14 protein-coding genes are annotated in these 16,959 nt (G+C 75.6%); 11 read left to right on the forward strand and 3 right to left on the reverse strand.

All coding sequences use genetic code 11. The annotated features are described in order from the left end of the window. The first annotated feature begins 49 nt into the window (after window positions 1-49). The 7 genes from pdhA (at window position 50) to BD833_RS05410 (ending at window position 8,039) form a co-directional block, all read left to right on the forward strand. The gene (gene pdhA, locus BD833_RS05380; protein WP_166532110.1) at window positions 50-1,186 is read left to right on the forward strand and encodes a pyruvate dehydrogenase (acetyl-transferring) E1 component subunit alpha; all 1,137 of its coding nucleotides are present in this window, start codon (window positions 50-52) and stop codon (window positions 1,184-1,186) included. Window positions 1,187-1,202: 16 nt separating this feature from the next. After that, a complete protein-coding gene (locus BD833_RS05385; protein ID WP_166532111.1) occupies window positions 1,203-2,183 on the forward strand; it encodes an alpha-ketoacid dehydrogenase subunit beta in 981 nt (326 codons plus the stop codon). A gap of 73 nt (window positions 2,184-2,256) precedes the next feature. Continuing rightward, window positions 2,257-3,603, forward strand: a complete 1,347-nt coding sequence (locus BD833_RS05390) for a dihydrolipoamide acetyltransferase family protein (RefSeq protein WP_208092360.1) — start codon at window positions 2,257-2,259, stop codon at window positions 3,601-3,603. Beyond that, on the forward strand, window positions 3,603-5,039 hold the full coding sequence (gene lpdA, locus BD833_RS05395) for a dihydrolipoyl dehydrogenase (RefSeq protein ID WP_166532112.1): 1,437 nt from the start codon (window positions 3,603-3,605) through the stop codon (window positions 5,037-5,039). The genes BD833_RS05390 and lpdA overlap by 1 nt, the downstream gene beginning before the upstream one ends. Window positions 5,040-5,041: 2 nt before the next feature. After that, window positions 5,042-6,271 (forward strand): CoA transferase, encoded by a 1,230-nt coding sequence (locus BD833_RS05400; RefSeq protein ID WP_166532113.1) that lies wholly within the window; start codon window positions 5,042-5,044, stop codon window positions 6,269-6,271. Between the two features lie 106 nt (window positions 6,272-6,377). Then, complete coding sequence (locus tag BD833_RS05405; protein ID WP_208092361.1) at window positions 6,378-7,157, forward strand: GntR family transcriptional regulator; 780 nt, start codon at window positions 6,378-6,380, stop codon at window positions 7,155-7,157. 9 nt (window positions 7,158-7,166) lie between these two features. Then, the gene (locus BD833_RS05410) at window positions 7,167-8,039 is read left to right on the forward strand and encodes an alpha/beta fold hydrolase (RefSeq protein ID WP_166532114.1); all 873 of its coding nucleotides are present in this window, start codon (window positions 7,167-7,169) and stop codon (window positions 8,037-8,039) included. 4 nt (window positions 8,040-8,043) lie between these two features. Here BD833_RS05410 and BD833_RS05415 read toward each other — a convergent pair whose 3' ends face one another. After that, the gene (locus tag BD833_RS05415) at window positions 8,044-9,060 is read right to left on the reverse strand and encodes a LacI family DNA-binding transcriptional regulator (protein WP_208092362.1); all 1,017 of its coding nucleotides are present in this window, start codon (window positions 9,058-9,060) and stop codon (window positions 8,044-8,046) included. Window positions 9,061-9,098: 38 nt separating this feature from the next. Between BD833_RS05415 and BD833_RS05420 the strand changes: the two genes are divergently transcribed. Both BD833_RS05420 and BD833_RS05425 read left to right on the forward strand, forming a co-directional pair. Further along, window positions 9,099-10,316, forward strand: coding sequence for an MFS transporter (locus BD833_RS05420; protein WP_166532115.1), 1,218 nt, complete (start codon window positions 9,099-9,101; stop codon window positions 10,314-10,316). A gap of 55 nt (window positions 10,317-10,371) precedes the next feature. Further along, a complete protein-coding gene (locus BD833_RS05425) occupies window positions 10,372-11,400 on the forward strand; it encodes an LLM class flavin-dependent oxidoreductase (RefSeq protein WP_166532116.1) in 1,029 nt (342 codons plus the stop codon). A 30-nt stretch (window positions 11,401-11,430) separates the two neighbouring features. On the opposite strand, the gene BD833_RS05430 is transcribed toward BD833_RS05425, so the two are convergent. Next, window positions 11,431-12,969, reverse strand: a complete 1,539-nt coding sequence (locus tag BD833_RS05430) for an ATP-dependent DNA ligase (RefSeq protein ID WP_166532117.1) — start codon at window positions 12,967-12,969, stop codon at window positions 11,431-11,433. A gap of 111 nt (window positions 12,970-13,080) precedes the next feature. Between BD833_RS05430 and BD833_RS05435 the strand changes: the two genes are divergently transcribed. After that, entirely contained in the window at window positions 13,081-13,917 is an 837-nt protein-coding gene (locus tag BD833_RS05435; RefSeq protein WP_166532118.1) for an HpcH/HpaI aldolase/citrate lyase family protein, read from the forward strand. A gap of 34 nt (window positions 13,918-13,951) precedes the next feature. Here the strand turns inward: BD833_RS05435 and BD833_RS05440 are convergent, their stop codons facing one another. Further along, window positions 13,952-15,583, reverse strand: a complete 1,632-nt coding sequence (locus tag BD833_RS05440) for a glycoside hydrolase family 13 protein (RefSeq protein ID WP_166532119.1) — start codon at window positions 15,581-15,583, stop codon at window positions 13,952-13,954. Window positions 15,584-15,729: 146 nt separating this feature from the next. On the opposite strand from BD833_RS05440, the gene BD833_RS05445 reads away from it, so the two are divergent. Continuing rightward, on the forward strand, window positions 15,730-16,959 hold the full coding sequence (locus BD833_RS05445) for a saccharopine dehydrogenase family protein (RefSeq protein ID WP_166532120.1): 1,230 nt from the start codon (window positions 15,730-15,732) through the stop codon (window positions 16,957-16,959).

Consider the following 16,959-nt stretch of genomic DNA (forward strand, 5'->3'; position numbering starts at 1 on the left):
ACCCCCGCCCCGCTCGCCACCGCCGACCAGCGCACAAGGAGTGGCTGCCATGACCGACCAGCCGTCAGCCGACGACCGGAAGACCGAGGCCGAACTGGACCTCGACAGGAAGAAGGAGGAGGTCGAGGAGAGCTTCGCCGGCCCGGGGGAGCGTCTGGAGATCCTGGCCCCGGACGGCACCGTCCGTCCGGGCGCGGAGGTCCCGCTCGGCACCGAGCAGGTCCGTGACGCGCTCCGCTGGATGATGCTGTCGCGAACCGTCGATGTCCGGGCGATCAGCCTCCAGCGGCAGGGCCGCATGGGCACCTTCTCGGCCGTCCGCGGCCAGGAAGCCTCGGTGGTGGGGTCCTCGTTCGCCCTGGACCCGGCGCGGGACTGGATCGTCCCGCAGTACCGCGAGCTCCCGGGGGTCGTCCGGCACGGCTTCCCGCTCGACGGGTACCTGCTGTACTGGATGGGCAACCCGGCCGGCGGGCGGGTGCCCGACGGCGTCCGGGTCCTGCCGCTGCAGATCGCGCTCGCCGCCCAGCTGCCGCACGCGGTGGGACTGGGCTGGGGGCTCAGGCTGCAGGGCAGCGACAGCGTGGTGACGACGTACTTCGGCGACGGTGCCTCGTCCGAGGGTGACACGCACGAGGCCATGAACCTGGCCGGCGTGACCCGTGCGCCGGTGGTCTTCTTCCTGCAGAACAACGGCTGGGCGATCAGCACGCCGCGGACCAAGCAGACCGCGGCCTCCAACTTCGCCAGCCGGGCCGAGGGGTACGGCTTCCCGGGGGTCATCGTCGACGGCAACGACCTGTTCGCCGTGTACGAAGCGACGCGGCAGGCCGTCGAGCGCGCCCGCCGGGGCGAGGGCCCGACCCTCATCGAGTCCCAGACCTACCGGATGGGCGCGCACAACACCGCCGACGACCCGACCCGCTACATGGAGCCGGTGGAGCTCAGCGGCTGGGACGAGCGGGACCCGATCCGCCGGGTTACCACCTGGCTGAGCGCCCAGGGCGCCTGGGACGACGACGCCGAGCGGGAGATGCAGGCCGGCATCGACCGGCAGGTCGACGAGGCGATCGAGTCGGCGGAGGCCTTCACGCCGCCGAACCCCGAGCAGATCTACACCCACGTCTACGCCGACCCGCCCGAGCGCCTCCGGGCGCAGCAGCGTGCCGCGCTGGACCCCCACTGAGCGCAGGAGCGATCACATGGCGACGATGACGATGATCGAGGCGATCCGGTCCGCCCTCCGCGAGGAGATGGCCCGCGACGAAAGCGTCGTGGCCCTGGGCCAGGACATCGGCCAGCTCGGTGGCGTGTTCCGGGCGACCGACGGGCTGCTCAAGGAGTTCGGGGCCGACCGGGTCTTCGACATGCCGCTGGCCGAGGCGGTGATCGCGGGATCCGCGCTGGGGCTCGCGGTCTCCGGGCTGGTGCCGGTGGCGGAGATCCAGTTCCTCGGGTTCACCCACCAGGCCTTCCACCAGATCGCCCCGCAGCTCGCGCGCTACCGCTACCGGTCGCAGGGCCGGTACAACGCGCAGGTCACCATCCGGACGCCGTTCGGTGGTGGGGTCCGGACGCCGGAGCTGCACTCCGACGCCCTGGAGGCGCAGTTCGTGCAGAGCCCCGGCATCAAGGTCGTGATGCCGTCCAACCCCTACGACGCCAAGGGCATGCTGCTGGAGGCGATCCGGGACCCCGACCCGGTGCTCTTCTGCGAGCCGCTGCGCGGCTACCGGCTGGTCAAGGGTGAGGTCCCGGAGGGCGACTACACCGTCCCGTTCGGGCACTCCCGGGTGACCCGGGAGGGCACCGACGTGACCCTGGTGGCCTGGAGCGCCGCCGTGCAGCTCGCCGAACGCGCCGCCGATCGGCTAGCGCAGGAGGGCATCGAGGCCCAGGTCCTGGACCTGCGCACGCTGGTCCCACTGGACGTGGCCGGCCTGGTCTCGGCCGTGGAGTCGACCGGCCGGTGCGTCGTGGTGCACGAGGCACCCCTGACCGCCGGGTTCGGCGCCGAGGTGGTCGCCACCGTGCAGGAGGAGGCCTTCTACTCCCTGGAGGCCCCGGTCGCCCGGGTCGCGGCGCCGGACACGCCCTACCCGATCGCCTCGATCGAGGACTACTACATCCCGAGCGTCGAGCGGGTCGTGGACGCCGTCCGCCGGACGGTGGACGCCAAGTGAGCGAGCGTGCGAGCTCGCGGGTGGATGCAGCATTGCCGCGCACGCGGCCGACGAGCGTCAGCGAGGAGTGCCCGTGAGCGAGCTGGAGTTCCACCTCCCCGACGTGGGGGAGGGCCTCGACGCCGGCGAGATCGTCGAGTGGCACGTGCAGCCCGGGTCGGCCGTGGTCCGCGACCAGGTGCTCGCGGACGTGGAGACCGACAAGGCCGTCGTCGAGATCCCGTCGCCGGTGAACGGGACGGTGCTGCGGCTGGGCGGCGAGGTCGGCGACGTGCTCGAGATCGGCGCCCTGCTGGTGGTCCTCGAGACCGAGGAGGCCGTGCAGATCCGCAGCCACGGGAAGACGGCCCCGGCCACGGCACCGGCGGTCGCCGCACCGCCGGCCGCGGCGCCGGAGCCGGCGGCGCCTCCGCCACTGCCCACGCCCGCCGCGGTCGCCCAAGCCCCGCAGCAGGCGCAGCCCGGGACGACCGCGGACGGGGACGGTGCCCGGCCGGGGCGCGTCCTGGCCGCGCCGGCCACCCGGCGGCTGGCGCTCGAGCTGGGGGTCGACCTGGCCGTCGTGCGCGGCTCCGGCCCCGGCGGCCGGGTGACGGCGGACGACGTCCGCGCGGTCGCCGCTGCCCCCGCCGTGGCCGAAGACGCCGTCCCGCAGGCCGCTCCGGCGCCCGCGGGGCGGGCCGGTGGGGCGGCTGAGCCGCGGCGGACCGTGCGCCGCCTGGCCGACGAGACCGTCCCGCTGCGCGGTCTGCGGCGGTCGATCGCCCGGTCGATGACGGCCTCCTGGCAGGAGATCCCGCACATCACGGAGTTCCGCGAGGTCGACGCGACCGCGCTGGTGCAGGCCCGAGCGCGGCTCCGGCCGCGCCTGGAGCGGGACGGCGTGGGGTTCACGTTCCTGCCGCTGCTGGTGAAGGCCGTTGTCGCGACCCTGGCCGAGCACCCGGTGTTCAACGCCAGCATCGACCTGGGCGCGGAGACCATCACGTACCACGGCCGCCGCAACATCGGCCTGGCCACCGCGACCGGCGCCGGGCTCATGGTGCCGGTCGTCAAGGACGCCGACGGCAAGTCGCTCGGCGAGCTCGCCCGGGAGATCGACCAGCTGGCCGTGGCCGCCCGGGACCGCAGCGTCACCCCGGCGCAGCTGTCCGAGGGCACCTTCTCGATCACCAACTTCGGCAGCTACGGCGGCTGGCTGGCCACCCCGATCATCCGGCCGCCCGAGGCCGCGATCGCCGGCTTCGGGCGGATCCGCGACGCCGTCGTGGCGGTCGACGGCGTGCCCGTCGTCCGGCCGACGCTGCCGCTCTCGGTCTCCGCCGACCACCGGCTCGTCGACGGGGAGGACCTGGGCGGGTTCCTGGCCACCCTGACCGAGTACCTGGCCGACCCGATCCTCCTGCTCGCGGGGGAGTGATGGTCGTCGGAGAGGTGGCCGAGGGCGTCGACCTGCTCGTCGTCGGCGCGGGGCCCGGCGGGTACACGGCCGCGCTGCGGGCGGCGGCGCTGGGCCGCAGCGTGCTCCTGGTCGACCGGCTGGGGGACGCCGGGATCGGCGGGGTGTGCCTCCAGGTGGGGTGCATCCCCAGCAAGGCGCTGATCGAGGTGGCCGAGGTCGCCCACCGGTCCGCCGGGTTCGCCGACGCCGGTCTCACGGTCGGCGAGGTGTCGGTCGACCTGGCGCGCTTCCAGGAGTGGAAGGCGGTGAAGGTCGGTGGCCTCACCGGGGGCGTGGCGGAGCTGCTGCGCCGGGCCGGCGTGGAGGTCGCGGCTGGGGAGTTCCGGTTCACCCGGCCCGGCTCCGGGGTGCTGCAGTCCGCCGACGACCGCCCACCCCGGCACCTGGAGTACACCGACGTCGTGCTCGCCACCGGCTCCCGGCCGGTGGAGCTGCCGGGGCTGCCCCGGGACGGGGAGCGGGTGCTCAGCTCGACCGACGCCCTGGCGCTGAGCAGCCTGCCGGCCAGCATCGCGGTGGTGGGTGGCGGCTACATCGGCCTGGAGCTGGGGACGGCCTTCGCCAAGCTGGGCGCCACGGTGACCCTCGTCGAGGCGACGGACCGCCTGCTCCCGGGGGTGGACGCGGCGCTGCTCCGCCCGGTGCGCCAGCGGCTCCGGGCAGTGGGCGTCGAAGTCCTCCTCGGCCACCGGGTCGAGGGCCTCGCCGACGGGGTGCTGACCGCGACCGGGGACTCGGGGGAGGTCCGGGTGGCGGCCGAGAAGGTGATCGTGGCGATCGGCCGGCGGCCCAACACCGACGGGCTCGGCCTGGCCAGGATCGGGATCACGCCCGACGAGCGTGGCCTGATCCCCGTGGGGCCGGACCGCATGGCGGCACCACACGTCGCGGCGATCGGGGACATCACCGCCGGCCCGGCCCTGGCGCACAAGGCGACGGCGGAGGGCGAGGTGGCTGCGGAGGCGCTGTGCGGCAGGCCCGCGGCGTTCGACCCGGCGGCCATCCCCGCCGTCGTGTTCAGCGACCCGGAGATCGCCGTGGCCGGGTACTCGGCCGACGAGGCGCGGGCGCTGGGCATGGACGTCGCCGTCGCGCGGCTCCCGCTCAGCGCCTCGGGGCGGGCCGCGACCATGGGCGCCGTCGAGGGGTTCACCCAGCTCGTCGTGGACCGGTCGGTCGACGCCGTGGTCGGGGTGCACATCGTCGGCCCGCACGCGTCGGAGCTGATCGCCGAGGGGGTGCTGGCGATCGAGATGGCCGCGTCGCCGGTGGACCTCCTGGCGTCGATCCACCCGCATCCGACGCTGAGCGAGATGACCTCCGACGTCGCCCGGGTGCTCCTCCACCAGCCGGCCGGTGCCACCGTGCCGGCGTCGGCACCGGCAGCGTCGTGACGGTGGCGACCGCCGGCCGGCCCCTGGCGAACCTGCGGGTCGTCGAGTGCGCCACCTACGTCGCCGGCCCGTCCGGGGGGATGACCCTGGCCCAACTCGGTGCCGACGTGATCCGCGTCGACCCGCTGGGCGGGGCCACCGACAACAGCCGCTGGCCACTGGCCCCGGGCGGGGCCAGCCTCTACTGGCACAGCCTGAACAAGGGCAAGCGCTCGGTGACCGTGGACCTTCGCTCGCCGGTCGGGCGGGAGCTGGTGACGGCGCTGATCACCGCGCCCGGCCCGGACAGCGGGGTCTTCCTCGACAACAACGTCGCCCGCTCGTGGATGGACTGGCCGACGCTCTCGGCCCGCCGGCCGGACCTGGTGCACGTCCACGTGCAGGGGCACCGCGACGGCCGGCCGGCGGTGGATTACACGGTCAACGCCGCCGCGGGAATCCCCGACATGACCGGCAGCGAGGCCGGCGGCGCGCCGGTGAACCACGTGCTCCCGGCGTGGGACCTGCTCACCGGGCAGACCGCGGTGGTCGGGCTGCTCGCCGCGTTGCGGCACCGAGACCGGACGGGGGAGGGGAGCCACCTCGAGGTGGCGCTCGCCGACGTGGCGCTCGCCGGGGTGGCCGCGCTGGGGTGGTACGCCGATGCCCAGCTGTCCCGCACCGACCGGCCGCGCCACGGCAACCACGTGTACGGCAGCTTCGGGGTGGACTTCCCGACCGCCGACGGCGGCCGGGTGATGGTGGTGGCCCTGACCGAGGGCCAGTGGCGGTCGTTGTGCCGGGTGACCGGGACCGGGGAGGTGTTCGCCGCGCTGGAGAAGGCCCTCGGCGTGGATCTCGAGGACGAGGTGAGCCGGTACCGGCACCGGGAGACCATCGAGGCCGTCCTCCGGGGCTGGTTCGCCGCCCGGGACGTCACGACCGTCAGCCGGGAGCTGGAGGCGGCCCGGGTCTTGTGGGGCCCCTACCGGACCCCGACCCAGGTGGTGCGGGACCACGAGGCCGACCCCGCTGCCTCACCGCTCGTGGAGGTGCAGCAGCCGGGGATCGGCCGCATGCTGGCCATGGGCAGCCCCCTGCGCGCCGGCGGGACCGCCGACCCGCCGCGGCCGGCTCCGGTCCTGGGGGCGGACACCGACGCCGTCCTCGCCGACGTGTTGGGCCTCGGGAGCGCGGAGATCGGCCGGCTGCACGACGACGGGGTGCTCGCCCCTGTCGCGGCCGACCGGTGACCGGCCTCGGGCCGCCGCCCGCCGGGCGGCCGGCGCGGTGACCACCGCCCCCCGCCCTGGTGGGCACGTCGAGTACGGAGCGGGGTCGGCCACCTACCATGCTCAGGTGGTCGAGACACCAGGCATCGACGGGTTCGAGCCGCCCCGTCCCGGGCGCGGGCGGCTGGCGCTCAGCGAGGAGTCGGCCAGCTACGTCCGCGCCCTGATCATGTCCGGGGAGCTGCGCGAGGGCGAGTTCGTGAGGCTCGACCGGATCGCGGCCGACCTGGGCATCAGCGTGACCCCCGCCCGGGAGGGCCTCCTGCTCCTGCGCGGCGAGGGCTTCGTGGTCTCCGAGCCCCGCCGGGGATTCGTCGTCGCCCCGTTGTCCCCGGACGACGTCGCCGATCTCTTCTTCGTCCAGGCCACTATCGCCGGGGAGCTCGCCGCGCGCGCGGCGCGCCGGCTCAGCGACGCCGACCTTGCCGAGGTCGACCACCTCCAGGACCAGCTGGCGCGCGCAGCCCGGGCAGGGGACGGCGACGTCGTCGTCCGCTGCAACCACCTGCTGCACCGCAAGATCAACCAGGTCGCGGCGGCGCCGAAGTTGAACTGGTTCCTCGGGGTGTCCGTGCGGTACGTGCCCACCCGCTTCTTCACCTCCATCGCCGGCTGGGAGGAGGCGGCGGCGCACGATCACGCCGCGCTGATCGAGGCGCTGCACCGACGTGACCCCGACGCCGCCCGCACGGCGATGGAGCAGCACATCCGGCACGCCGGCGAGCTGCTGGTCGCCCACCTCGTGCGCACCCGCGCCGCCATCCGGGACGGCCTCGCGCCGGCCCGGGAAGCCCCCGCCGCCGGCAGCCCGGCGGCCCCACCGACGGACGTCCCCGGGCACCCGTAGCCTGCCGGCATGCCGGACCGGACCTTCTCGATCACCTCCGCCCACGACGTCCCCGTGACCGTCTACCGGTGGGACCCCGCCGGCCGGCCGCGGGGCATCGTGCAGCTGGCCCACGGCATGGGCGAGCACCTGCTGCGCTACGAGCCGCTGGCCGCGGAGCTCACCGCCGCGGGCTGGGTGGTCGCCGGGCAGGACCACCGCGGCCACGGGGCGACGGTGGGCGACGGCGAGCGGGGGGCGCTCGGCCCCGGCGGCTGGGACGAGCTGGTGCGCGACATCGGCCGGGTCGGCGACGCGCTGCGCGCCGACCTGCCGGGCCTGCCGCTGGTGCTGCTCGGCCACAGCATGGGCTCCTTCGCCGCCCAGCAGCACGTCATGGACGCCGGTGCCGGGCTCGCCGGGCTGGTGCTCACCGGCACGGCCGCTCTCGACCTGCTCGAGCCCGCCCTCGACCTGGACGCGCCCACCGACCTGTCGGCGTTCAACGCCCCGTTCGCCCCGGCCCGCACCGACTACGACTGGCTCTCCCGCGACCCGGCGCAGGTGGACGCCTACGTGGCCGACCCGCGGTGCGGGTTCGGCCTCTCCGCGCCCGACAACCGGCAGATGTTCGTCTCGGCCCGGCAGCTCGCCGACCCGGAACGGCTCGCCGGGGTACCGGGCGACCTGCCGGTGTACATCGCCGTCGGCGACCAGGACCCGGTCAACGGCCAGCTCGCCCTCGTGCACGGGCTGATCCAGCGGCTGGAGGGGGCGGGCCTGACCGACGTCACGCTGGCGGTCTACGAGGGCGCCCGCCACGAGGTGTTCAACGAGACCAACCGCGCCGAGGTCGTCACGGACCTGCTGCGCTGGCTCGACCGGGTGGTGCCGGCCGGCTGACGCGTCAGCGGGTGGTGGAGCGCTCGACCACGACCCACGAGGGCTCGGCGCCCGGCGGGTCGCCGACCAGCAGCCGGGCGCAGCGGCGCCCCTGGTCCTGCAGCGACTGGCCGACGGTGGTGAGCCCGGCTCCCGCCGCGGCGGGGGTGTCGTCCCAGCCCGTCACGGCGAGCTCCTCGGGGACCTTCCGCGTCGTGGCGCGCAGCGCGGCGAGCGCCAGCTCGTCGCCCATGGCGAGCACGGCGTCGGTGTCCGTGGGCAGCCGGCGCAGCGCCTGCGCGGCCTCCGCCGGGTCGTTGCGCGCGAGCACCGCGACCGGCACGCCGGCCCAGTCCAGCCCGGCGGCCGCCACGGCATCGCGGTAGCCGGCCAGACGGTCCCGGGTCACGGGGAAGGCGGCGGCCGCCGGGTCGGGGCCGGTGACCAGCGCCGGCTCCCTGCGGCGGTCCACGGGGAAGGAGAGCACCGCGGGCCGGCGGGAGCCGCGCAGGCCCACCGCGCCGATGGCTGCCGCGGCGGCCCGGTTGTCGATCGTCACGAGCCCGAGGCCCTCCACCTGCGGTCCACCGTGGACCACCGCGGGGCGCGCCGAGGCCGCGACCGCGGCCAGGACCGGGTCCTCGTCCACGGTGGTCCACACCACGAAGCCGTCCACGGCGGCCTCGCGCACCCGCGTCTCGTCGCTGTCGTCCCCGCTCCCGGTGACCGGGATGAGCGTGAGCCCGAGACCGTGCTCGGTGCACACCTCGGCGATACCGGCGAGGAAGGCCGTGGCCTGCGGATCGGCGAAGGCGTAGGTGAGGCGCTCCCCGAGGACGACGCCGAGGTTGCCGGTGCGGCCCCGACGGAGGTTCCGGGCGGCCGCGTCCGGGCCGGCGTACCCGAGCTCGGCGGCCGCCTGAAGGACCTTCTCCCGGGTGGCGGGCGCCACCCGGTCGGGGCGGTTGTAGGTGTAGCTCACGGTCATGACCGAGACGCCCGCGGCGCGGGCGACGTCGGGCATCGTCGTCCGGCGGGGCACGGGTACCAGCGTAGCCGGTCTGTGTAACGATAAAATGCATGACGCGAGCAACGCCTGCGGTCGCTGCCCGGCCGGCCTACCTGGGCTTCGCCGCCTTCGGTGCGCTCTGGGGGATCTGGGGCGCCGCGCTGCCCGCGCTGCGCGACGCGGCCGGGCTGACCGAGGGGCAGCTGGGCATGGCGCTGCTGTGCATCGGAGCCGGGGCCCTGCCGGCGATGCTGCTGACCGGGCGCGCGGTCGACCGCTTCCAGGGACGGGTGGTGGCGCTCGCGCTGACGCTGATGGCGGTCGCCGGCGTGGCCGTGGCCACCGCGGCCGACGACCTGCTCTCACTGGCCGTCCTGGCGCTCGCGCTGGGCGCGACGTCCGGGGCGGCGGACGTCGGCATCAACGCCGTCGCCGGCGCCGCGGAGCGCGCTGCGGGCCGGCCGGTGCTGACCCGCGCGCACGGGGTGTTCTCGACCGCGGTGGTGGCCGGGGCCCTCGGCACCGGTGCGATCGAGGGAGCCGGACTGCCCGTGGCCGTGGCCTTCGGGCTGGCCGTCGTCGCCGCCCTCGTCGCCGCGGGCCCCTTGTGGCGGGTACGGCTGGCCACCGGGGACGAGCCGGACGCCGCGGCCGGACCCGGGACGCTGCAGGGCCGGTCCTGGGCGCTGCCGCTCGTCGTGATCGGGCTGGTCGGTGCCCTGGCCTTCGCGGTGGAGAACGCCCACCAGTCCTGGAGTGCGGTGTTCCTGGCCGACGAGCTCTCCGTCGGCAGTGGCCTCACGGCCGCCGCACCGGCGATCTTCGCCGGTGTCGCCGCCGCCACCCGGTTCGCCGTCGGTGCCTCCGGCCGGCTCCCGGCCGGGCCGCTGCTCACCGCTGGTGCGACGGCGGCGGCGGCCGGCTCCCTCCTGCTCGCCTCCGCATCGACCCCGGTCGTCGCGCTGGCGGGGCTGGCGCTGGCCGCGGCGGGCACCTCGGTGCTCTTCCCGACCCTCTTGCGGGAGGCGCTCCGGGGCGTTCGGGCAGAGATGCGCGGCCGGGCGACCTCCGCCGTCGCGACGACGGCCTACCTCGGGTTCGTGCTGGGGCCGGTGTACGTCGGAGTGCTGGCCGCGGCTGCGGGCCTGCGCACGGCGGTCGTCGGCATCGCCGCGCTGGCCGGGGTCACCGCCGTCATCGCCTGGCCGGTCGCCCGGTGGAGCCGGCGGGCCGGCACGCTGTCGGCCGCGGCGGGCGAGCGGGGAATGCGCCGGGTCGCGCGGCGTTGACTGCCGCGGGGTCGCCGTACGGCCGGCCCGCACCCGAGCTCCCCGGAGGACGGCCATGCACCTCGGCGTCGACAGCTTCGTCTCCGCCGTCACCGATCCCCGCACCGAGCGGGTGATCGGGCCGGAGGAGCGGATGGCGCACCTGCTCGAGGAGATCGAGCTCGCCGACCGGGTGGGGCTGTACTCCTTCGGCATCGGGGAGCACCACCGCAGCGAGTACTACGACTCCGCCCCGCCGGTGATCCTCGCCGCCGCGGCCGCCCGCACCCAGCGGATCCGGCTCGGCAGCGCCGTCGCCGTGCTCAGCGCCGCCGACCCGGTGCGGGTGTTCCAGCAGTTCGCCACCCTCGACCTGATCTCCAAGGGGCGCATCGACCTGGTCGTGGGCCGGGGCTCGTTCACCGAGGCGTTCCCGCTGTTCGGGCTGAGCCTGCGCGACTACGACGAGCTGTTCGCCGAGAAGCTGGACCTGCTGCTGCGCATCCGGGAGTCCGAGCACGTCACCTGGTCCGGCCGGCACCGGCCGCCGCTCACCGGCCAGGGCGTCTACCCCCGGCCGCTGCAGGACCCGCTGCCGATCTGGGTCGGCGTCGGCGGGACGCCGGAGTCCTTCGTGCGCGCCGGGCTGCTCGGGCTGCCGCTGATGGTGGCGATCATCGGCGGGGAGCCCCGCCAGTTCGCGCCGCTGGTCGACCTCTACCGCCGCGCCGGTGCGCAGGCCGGGCACCCGCCGGAGCAGCTGCAGGTCGGGCTGCACGTGTTCGGCTTCGTCGCCGACAGCACGGAGGTGGCCGCCGACACGATCTACCCCGGCTGGCACGAGATGTTCACGAAGGTCTCCCGCGAGCGCGGGTTCGCCGCCCCCACCCGCGCCCAGTTCGACGCGACCAGCGGCCCCGACGGCGCCTTCTTCATGGGCGACCCGGACGCGGTGGCCGAGAAGCTGGTCCGGATCTCGGGGCAGCTGGGCGGCGTGGACCGGATCGCCCTGCAGATGACCAACCCGCGGCTGGCCCACGAGGACCTGCTGCGGGGCATCGAGCTGCTCGGCACCGAGGTCGTGCCGCGGGTCGCCCGCGCGTAGGCACCGGGCGCGCGGCCGCCGGTCGCGGAGCTAGGTGGCGGCCAGCAGCGCCCGGACGGTGTCGATGGTGTCGGCCTCGGCCGGGGTCTTGTCGGGCCGGTAGCGCAGCACCCGGGCGAACCGGAGGGCGACGCCGCCGGGGTAGCGGGGGCTGCGCTGGGCGCCGTCGACGGCGATCTCGACCACCAGCCCCGGGCGCAGCAGGACGCCCCACGGCGGGCTCTCCCGGGCGTGCGCGGGGAACGTCGCCGTCTGCCAGGCGAGCAGCTCGTCGGTCATGCCCTTGAAGGTCTTGCCGACCATCACCGGCTCGCCGCCGTCGGGGTCGCGGGCGCCGAGGTGGATGTTCGAGAGCTTCCCCGCCCGGCGGCCGTAGCCCCACTCCGCACCGAGGACGACGAGGTCGAGGGTGTGCACCGGCTTCACCTTCTGCCACGCCCTGCCGCGGCGGCCGGCGGCGTACGGCGCGTCCAGGGCCTTCACGACGACCCCCTCGTGGCCCGCCCCGAGGGCGTCGTCGAGCACCTGCGCCGCCTGCCGCGGGTCCGGCGACCGGACGCCGGGCATGCGCAGCGCCGCGTGCCCGTCGTCGGCCAGCAGCGCCGCCAGCGCGTCGAGGCGGACCGACAGCGGCTCGTCGAGCAGATCGAGGCCGTCGAGGTGCAGCAGGTCGAAGAAGAACGGGCTGAGCAGCACCCCGGCGTCGTCACCCGCCCCGGCGCTGCCGAAGCGGCTCATCGTGTCCTGGAAGGCCCGCGGCCGCCCGTCGTCGTCCAGCGCGAGGGTCTCGCCGTCGAGGACGGCCGTCCGGCACGGCAGCGCCCGGACCCGCTCGACGACCTCCGGGACGCCGTCGGTGACCTCCCGCAGCGTCCGGGTCCAGACGCGGACGTCGTCGCCGTCGCGGTGCACCTGGATGCGCGCGCCGTCGAGCTTGAACTCCACCGTCACCGCCGCGCCGAGGTCGGCGAGCGCCGCGTCGAGCGATGAGCCGGGGCTCGCGAGCATCGGCCGCACCGGTCGGCCGACCTGGAGGGCAACCTCGGCCAGCGCCCAGGCACCGCCGGACAGGGCTGTCACCGCCGTCCCGGGGAGGCTGCCGGACAGCATGAACGCCCTCCGGACCTCGGCCGCGGGCACGCCGGACGCGGCGGCCACCGCCTCCAGGACCACCCCCTCGAGCGCTCCCTGGCGGAGCTCGCCGGTGAGCAGCCGCACCAGGAACTGCTGCTCCTCGGCGGTCGCGGCGGCGAGGAGGCCGCGCAGCAAGGCGTCACGCCGGGTGGTGGAGCCGGCGCCGGTGGTGGTGGCGAGCTCGCCGAAGACCGTGTCGACGCCGGCCACGGTCAGGGTGGGCTCGTCAGCCGCTCCGCCGGTCAGCCCGGCCAGCGACCGCCAGCCCACGCCGAGACGCCGCTGCAGGGGGTCACCCGCGAGCCACGCGGTCACCGCCGGCACCTCGTCGACGTCCGCGCGGCTCAGCACGTCGGCGATCAGGCCGGCCTTGGACGTGCGGCCCCGCGTGGCCGCGACGGCGGTGGACGCGGCGACGACGGAGGCGAGCAGCACACCGGCCATCGTGGCAGCCGGGGCCGACAGGGAGGACCTGCAGGCCGCTGATCCGAGGCGGCCCGCGACCCCGGCGCGCGCCAGGGGCCCGTCCCGTACCAGGATGGGCACGTGGTGAAGAACAGGAAGGTCGGACCCGAGGACGCGCGCTCCTGGCTGCTGGTGAACGGCGCCCGCACGGAGCTCTTCGACGTCGCGTACGAGTCGCGGGCCGATCAGGTCGTGCTGGACATCGAGGACGCCATCGACCCGGGGCACAAGGACGAGGCGCGGGCGGGGGTGGTCGAGTGGCTCTCGCGCTCCGACCGCAGCGCCTGGGTGCGGATCAACGACCGCTCCACCCCGTTCTGGGCCGACGACGTGGCCGGCCTCGCCGGGCTGCCCGGGCTGCTCGGGGTGATGCTCGCCAAGGTCGAGGCCGCCGAGCACGTCACCGAGACCTACGACCGCCTCGGCGGGGCGACCCCGGTGCTGGCGCTGGTGGAGTCGGCGCTCGGCATCGAGGAGGTCGTCAACATCGCCCGCGCCCGCGGCGCGTTCCGGCTGGCGTTCGGCAGCGGTGACTACCGCCGGGACACCGGCACCAGCGCCGACGACCTGGCGATGGCCTACCCGCGGACCCGCCTGGTGGTGGCCAGCCGCATCGGCGGGCTGCCCGGGCCGATCGACGGGCCCACCGTCAGCAGCAGCCACCCGGTGCTGCGCGAACAGTCCGCCGTCACGGTCTCCCTCGGGCTCACCGGCAAGCTGTGCCTGGACATGGACCAGCTCCCGGTCATCAACGAGGTGATCAGCCCGACGCCGTCCGACGTCGCCTGGGCCCGGGACTTCCTGGCCGACTTCGACGCCCGCGGTCAGGTGATCCGCGACGGCAGCGACCTGCCGCGGCTGGGCCGGGCCCGCAAGATCGAGCGGCTGGCCAACGTCTTCGGCGTGCAGCCGAGCTGACCCGGGACGCCGGTGGTCGGTCCAGGCGGCCGGTTCAGGAGTCGGCGAGCCAGACGGCGGTGTCCGGGGGCAGGGCCACGCTGGCCGGCGACCGGCGCACCGTCGTGCTGGAGGCCAGGAGGACGGTGCCGCGCGAGCGCACCAGCGCGGTGCCCGAGCCCATGTTCACCACGCAGCGGATGACGCTGCCGTCGGCGCCGGTGCACCGGACGGTGAGGACGTCGCCGCGGGTGCTCACCGTGGCGTCGCCGGAGCCGAGGGCGGGGTGCGCCTCGCGCAGGGCCAGCGCCCGGCGGTAGAGGGTCAGCACCGAGCCGCCGTCCCGGGTCTGCCGGGACACCGCATACCGGTCCCAGTCGCCGGGGATCGGCAGCCAGGGCTGCGCCGTCCCGGCCGGGGAGAAGCCGACGCCGGGCTCGGTGTTCCACGGCATCGGCACCCGGCAGCCGTCGCGCCCGGAGCGGGCGCCGCCGCTCCGGAAGAAGATCGGGTCCCGCTTCGCCTCGTCGGGCACGTCTGCCTGCGGCAGCCCGAGCTCGTCGCCGGCGTACAGGTAGGCCGAGCCGGGCAGCGAGAGCACCAGCAGCGCCGCCGCGCGGGCGCGGGCGGTGCCCACCGCGCCGCCGCCGAAGCGGGTGACCTGGCGGTCCTTGTCGTGGTTGCCCAGCACCCAGGACACCGGCGCGCCGACCCGGCCGAACGCGTCCAGCGCCGAGCGGACGCCGTCGGCGAAGGACGCGGTGCTCCACGGCGACTTCAGGAGCCGGAAGCAGAACGACTGGTGCATCTCGTCCGGGCGGGAGTAGAGGGCCACCTCCTGCGGGTCGGCGAGGCACACCTCGCCCACCAGCATGGTCTCCGGGTACTCGTCGCAGATCGACCGCCAGCGGCGCCAGACGTCGTGCACCTCGGGCTGGTTCCAGGTCATGGCCTGCTCCGGGCCGTGCCCGAACAGGGTGGGGGAGTAGGCGCCGGGGTTGTCCCGCAGGCCGGGGTCCTTGAACAGGCCGTAGGCCACGTCGACGCGGAACCCGCTGACCCCGCGGTCCAGCCAGAAGCGCAGCGTGCGCTCGAAGTCGGCGGCCACGGCGGGGTCGCGCCAGTTCAGGTCGGGCTGCTCGGGGGCGAACAGGTGCAGGTACCACCGGCCGTCGGGCGTGCGCGACCAGGCCGGCCCGCCGAAGAGCGACTGCCAGTTGTTCGGCGGCTCCTCCGACGGCGGCGCGAAGTGGTAGCGGGCGGCCTCGGGGCAGTCCGGGTCGGCGAGCGCGGCCTGGAACCACGGGTGCCGGTCGGAGGTGTGGTTGGGGACGACGTCGAGGACGACGCGCAGGCCGAGGTCGCGGGCGTCGGCGACCAGCGCCTCGAGGTCGGAGACGTCGCCGTACTCCGGGTCGACCGCCCGGTAGTCGCAGATGTCGTAGCCGCCGTCGGCCCCGCCGGAGGGGTAGTGCGGGTTGATCCACACCGCGTCGACGCCCAGCCAGGACAGGTACGGCAGCCGGGACCGGAGCCCCGCCAGGTCACCGATGCCGTCGCCGTTGCTGTCGGCGAACGAGCGCAGGTAGACCTGGTAGACCACTGCCGTCCGCCACCAGGGGGACGCCGACTGGGCCGCGACCTGTTCGTCGGTCGTGGTCCGCACCGTTGCGAGCCGCATCGCCATGCGACCTCCATCGGCAGGACCGGTCGCGGACGTGAGCACGCCTGCGCACCGAGTGACCCGCGTGACGGGCCGTGATGCATCCGTGATGTCGTTCGGCGAGAGGGGCGCCGGCTGACGGCCGAGGTGCGGCAGTCCAGGATGGCGACATGGCAGAGACCGTGCGCGCCCACGACCTGGTCGTCTACGGAGCCACCGGCTTCGTCGGGCGGTTGCTCGCCGGCTACCTGGCCGAGCACGCCCCGGAGGGGACGCGGATCGCCCTGGCCGGGCGGTCCCGCGACCGGCTGGAGGAGGTGCGGGCGGCGCTGCCCCCGGCGGGGCGGGACTGGGCGCTGGTGGAGGCCGACTCCACCGACCCCGAGTCGCTGCGCGCGCTCGCCGAGGGCACCCGCGTGCTGGTCACCACCGTGGGGCCGTACGCCCGGTACGGGCTGCCGGTCGTGGAGGCGTGCGCCCGGGCCGGCACCCACTACGCCGACCTCACCGGCGAGGTGCTCTTCGTGCGCGACGCGATCGACCGCTGCGACGCCCTCGCGAAGGAGACCGGTGCCCGCATCGTGCACGCCTGCGGCTTCGACTCCATCCCCTCGGACCTGAGCACGATGCTGCTGGCGCGGCGGGCCCGGGAGGATGGGGCCGGGGGCCTGCGCGACGTCCGGCTGGTCGCCACGATGCGGGGTGGGTTCAGCGGCGGGACGATCGACTCGATGCGCGCCCAGGTGGAGGCGCTGCAGCAGGACCCGGCGCTGCGCCGCGTGGTGGGCGACCCGTTCGCACTCAGCCCCGACCGGGCCGCCGAGCCGAGCACCCGACAGCCTCGCGACGGCGCCATGCCGGTGCGCACCGACGACGGGCGCTGGACGGCGGCCTTCGTGATGGCGCCGTTCAACACCCGGATCGTGCGGCGGAGCAACGCGCTGCAGAACTGGGCGTACGGGCGGGACCTGCGCTACGGCGAGGTCATGGGAGTGGGACGCGGGCCGCTCGGCGCCGTCGCCGCGGCCGGGATCACCGCGGGCCTGGTCGCCACCGTGTCCGCCATGAGCCTGGCCCCCACCCGCGCGTTGCTCGACCGGGTCCTCCCGGCGCCGGGCACCGGCCCCAGCGCCGCCGTCCGCCAGAAGGGATGGTTCCGGATGGTCGTCGACGCCGAGACCGAGGACGGCCGCCGGTACCGGGCCACCGCCGCCGGCCCGGGCGACCCCGGCTACGCGGCGACGTCGGTGATGCTCGGCGAGTCGGCGCTCGCGCTGACCCTGGACGGGGACCGGCTGCCGGACCGGGCCGGCTCCCTCACGCCGGCGACCGCGCTCGGCGAGGTGCTGGTCGAGCGGCTCCGCGCCGCCGGGCACACCTACGAGGTCACCGCCGTCTGA

This window comes from Blastococcus xanthinilyticus, assembly GCF_008124835.1.
Taxonomy (GTDB): domain Bacteria; phylum Actinomycetota; class Actinomycetes; order Mycobacteriales; family Geodermatophilaceae; genus Blastococcus; species Blastococcus xanthinilyticus.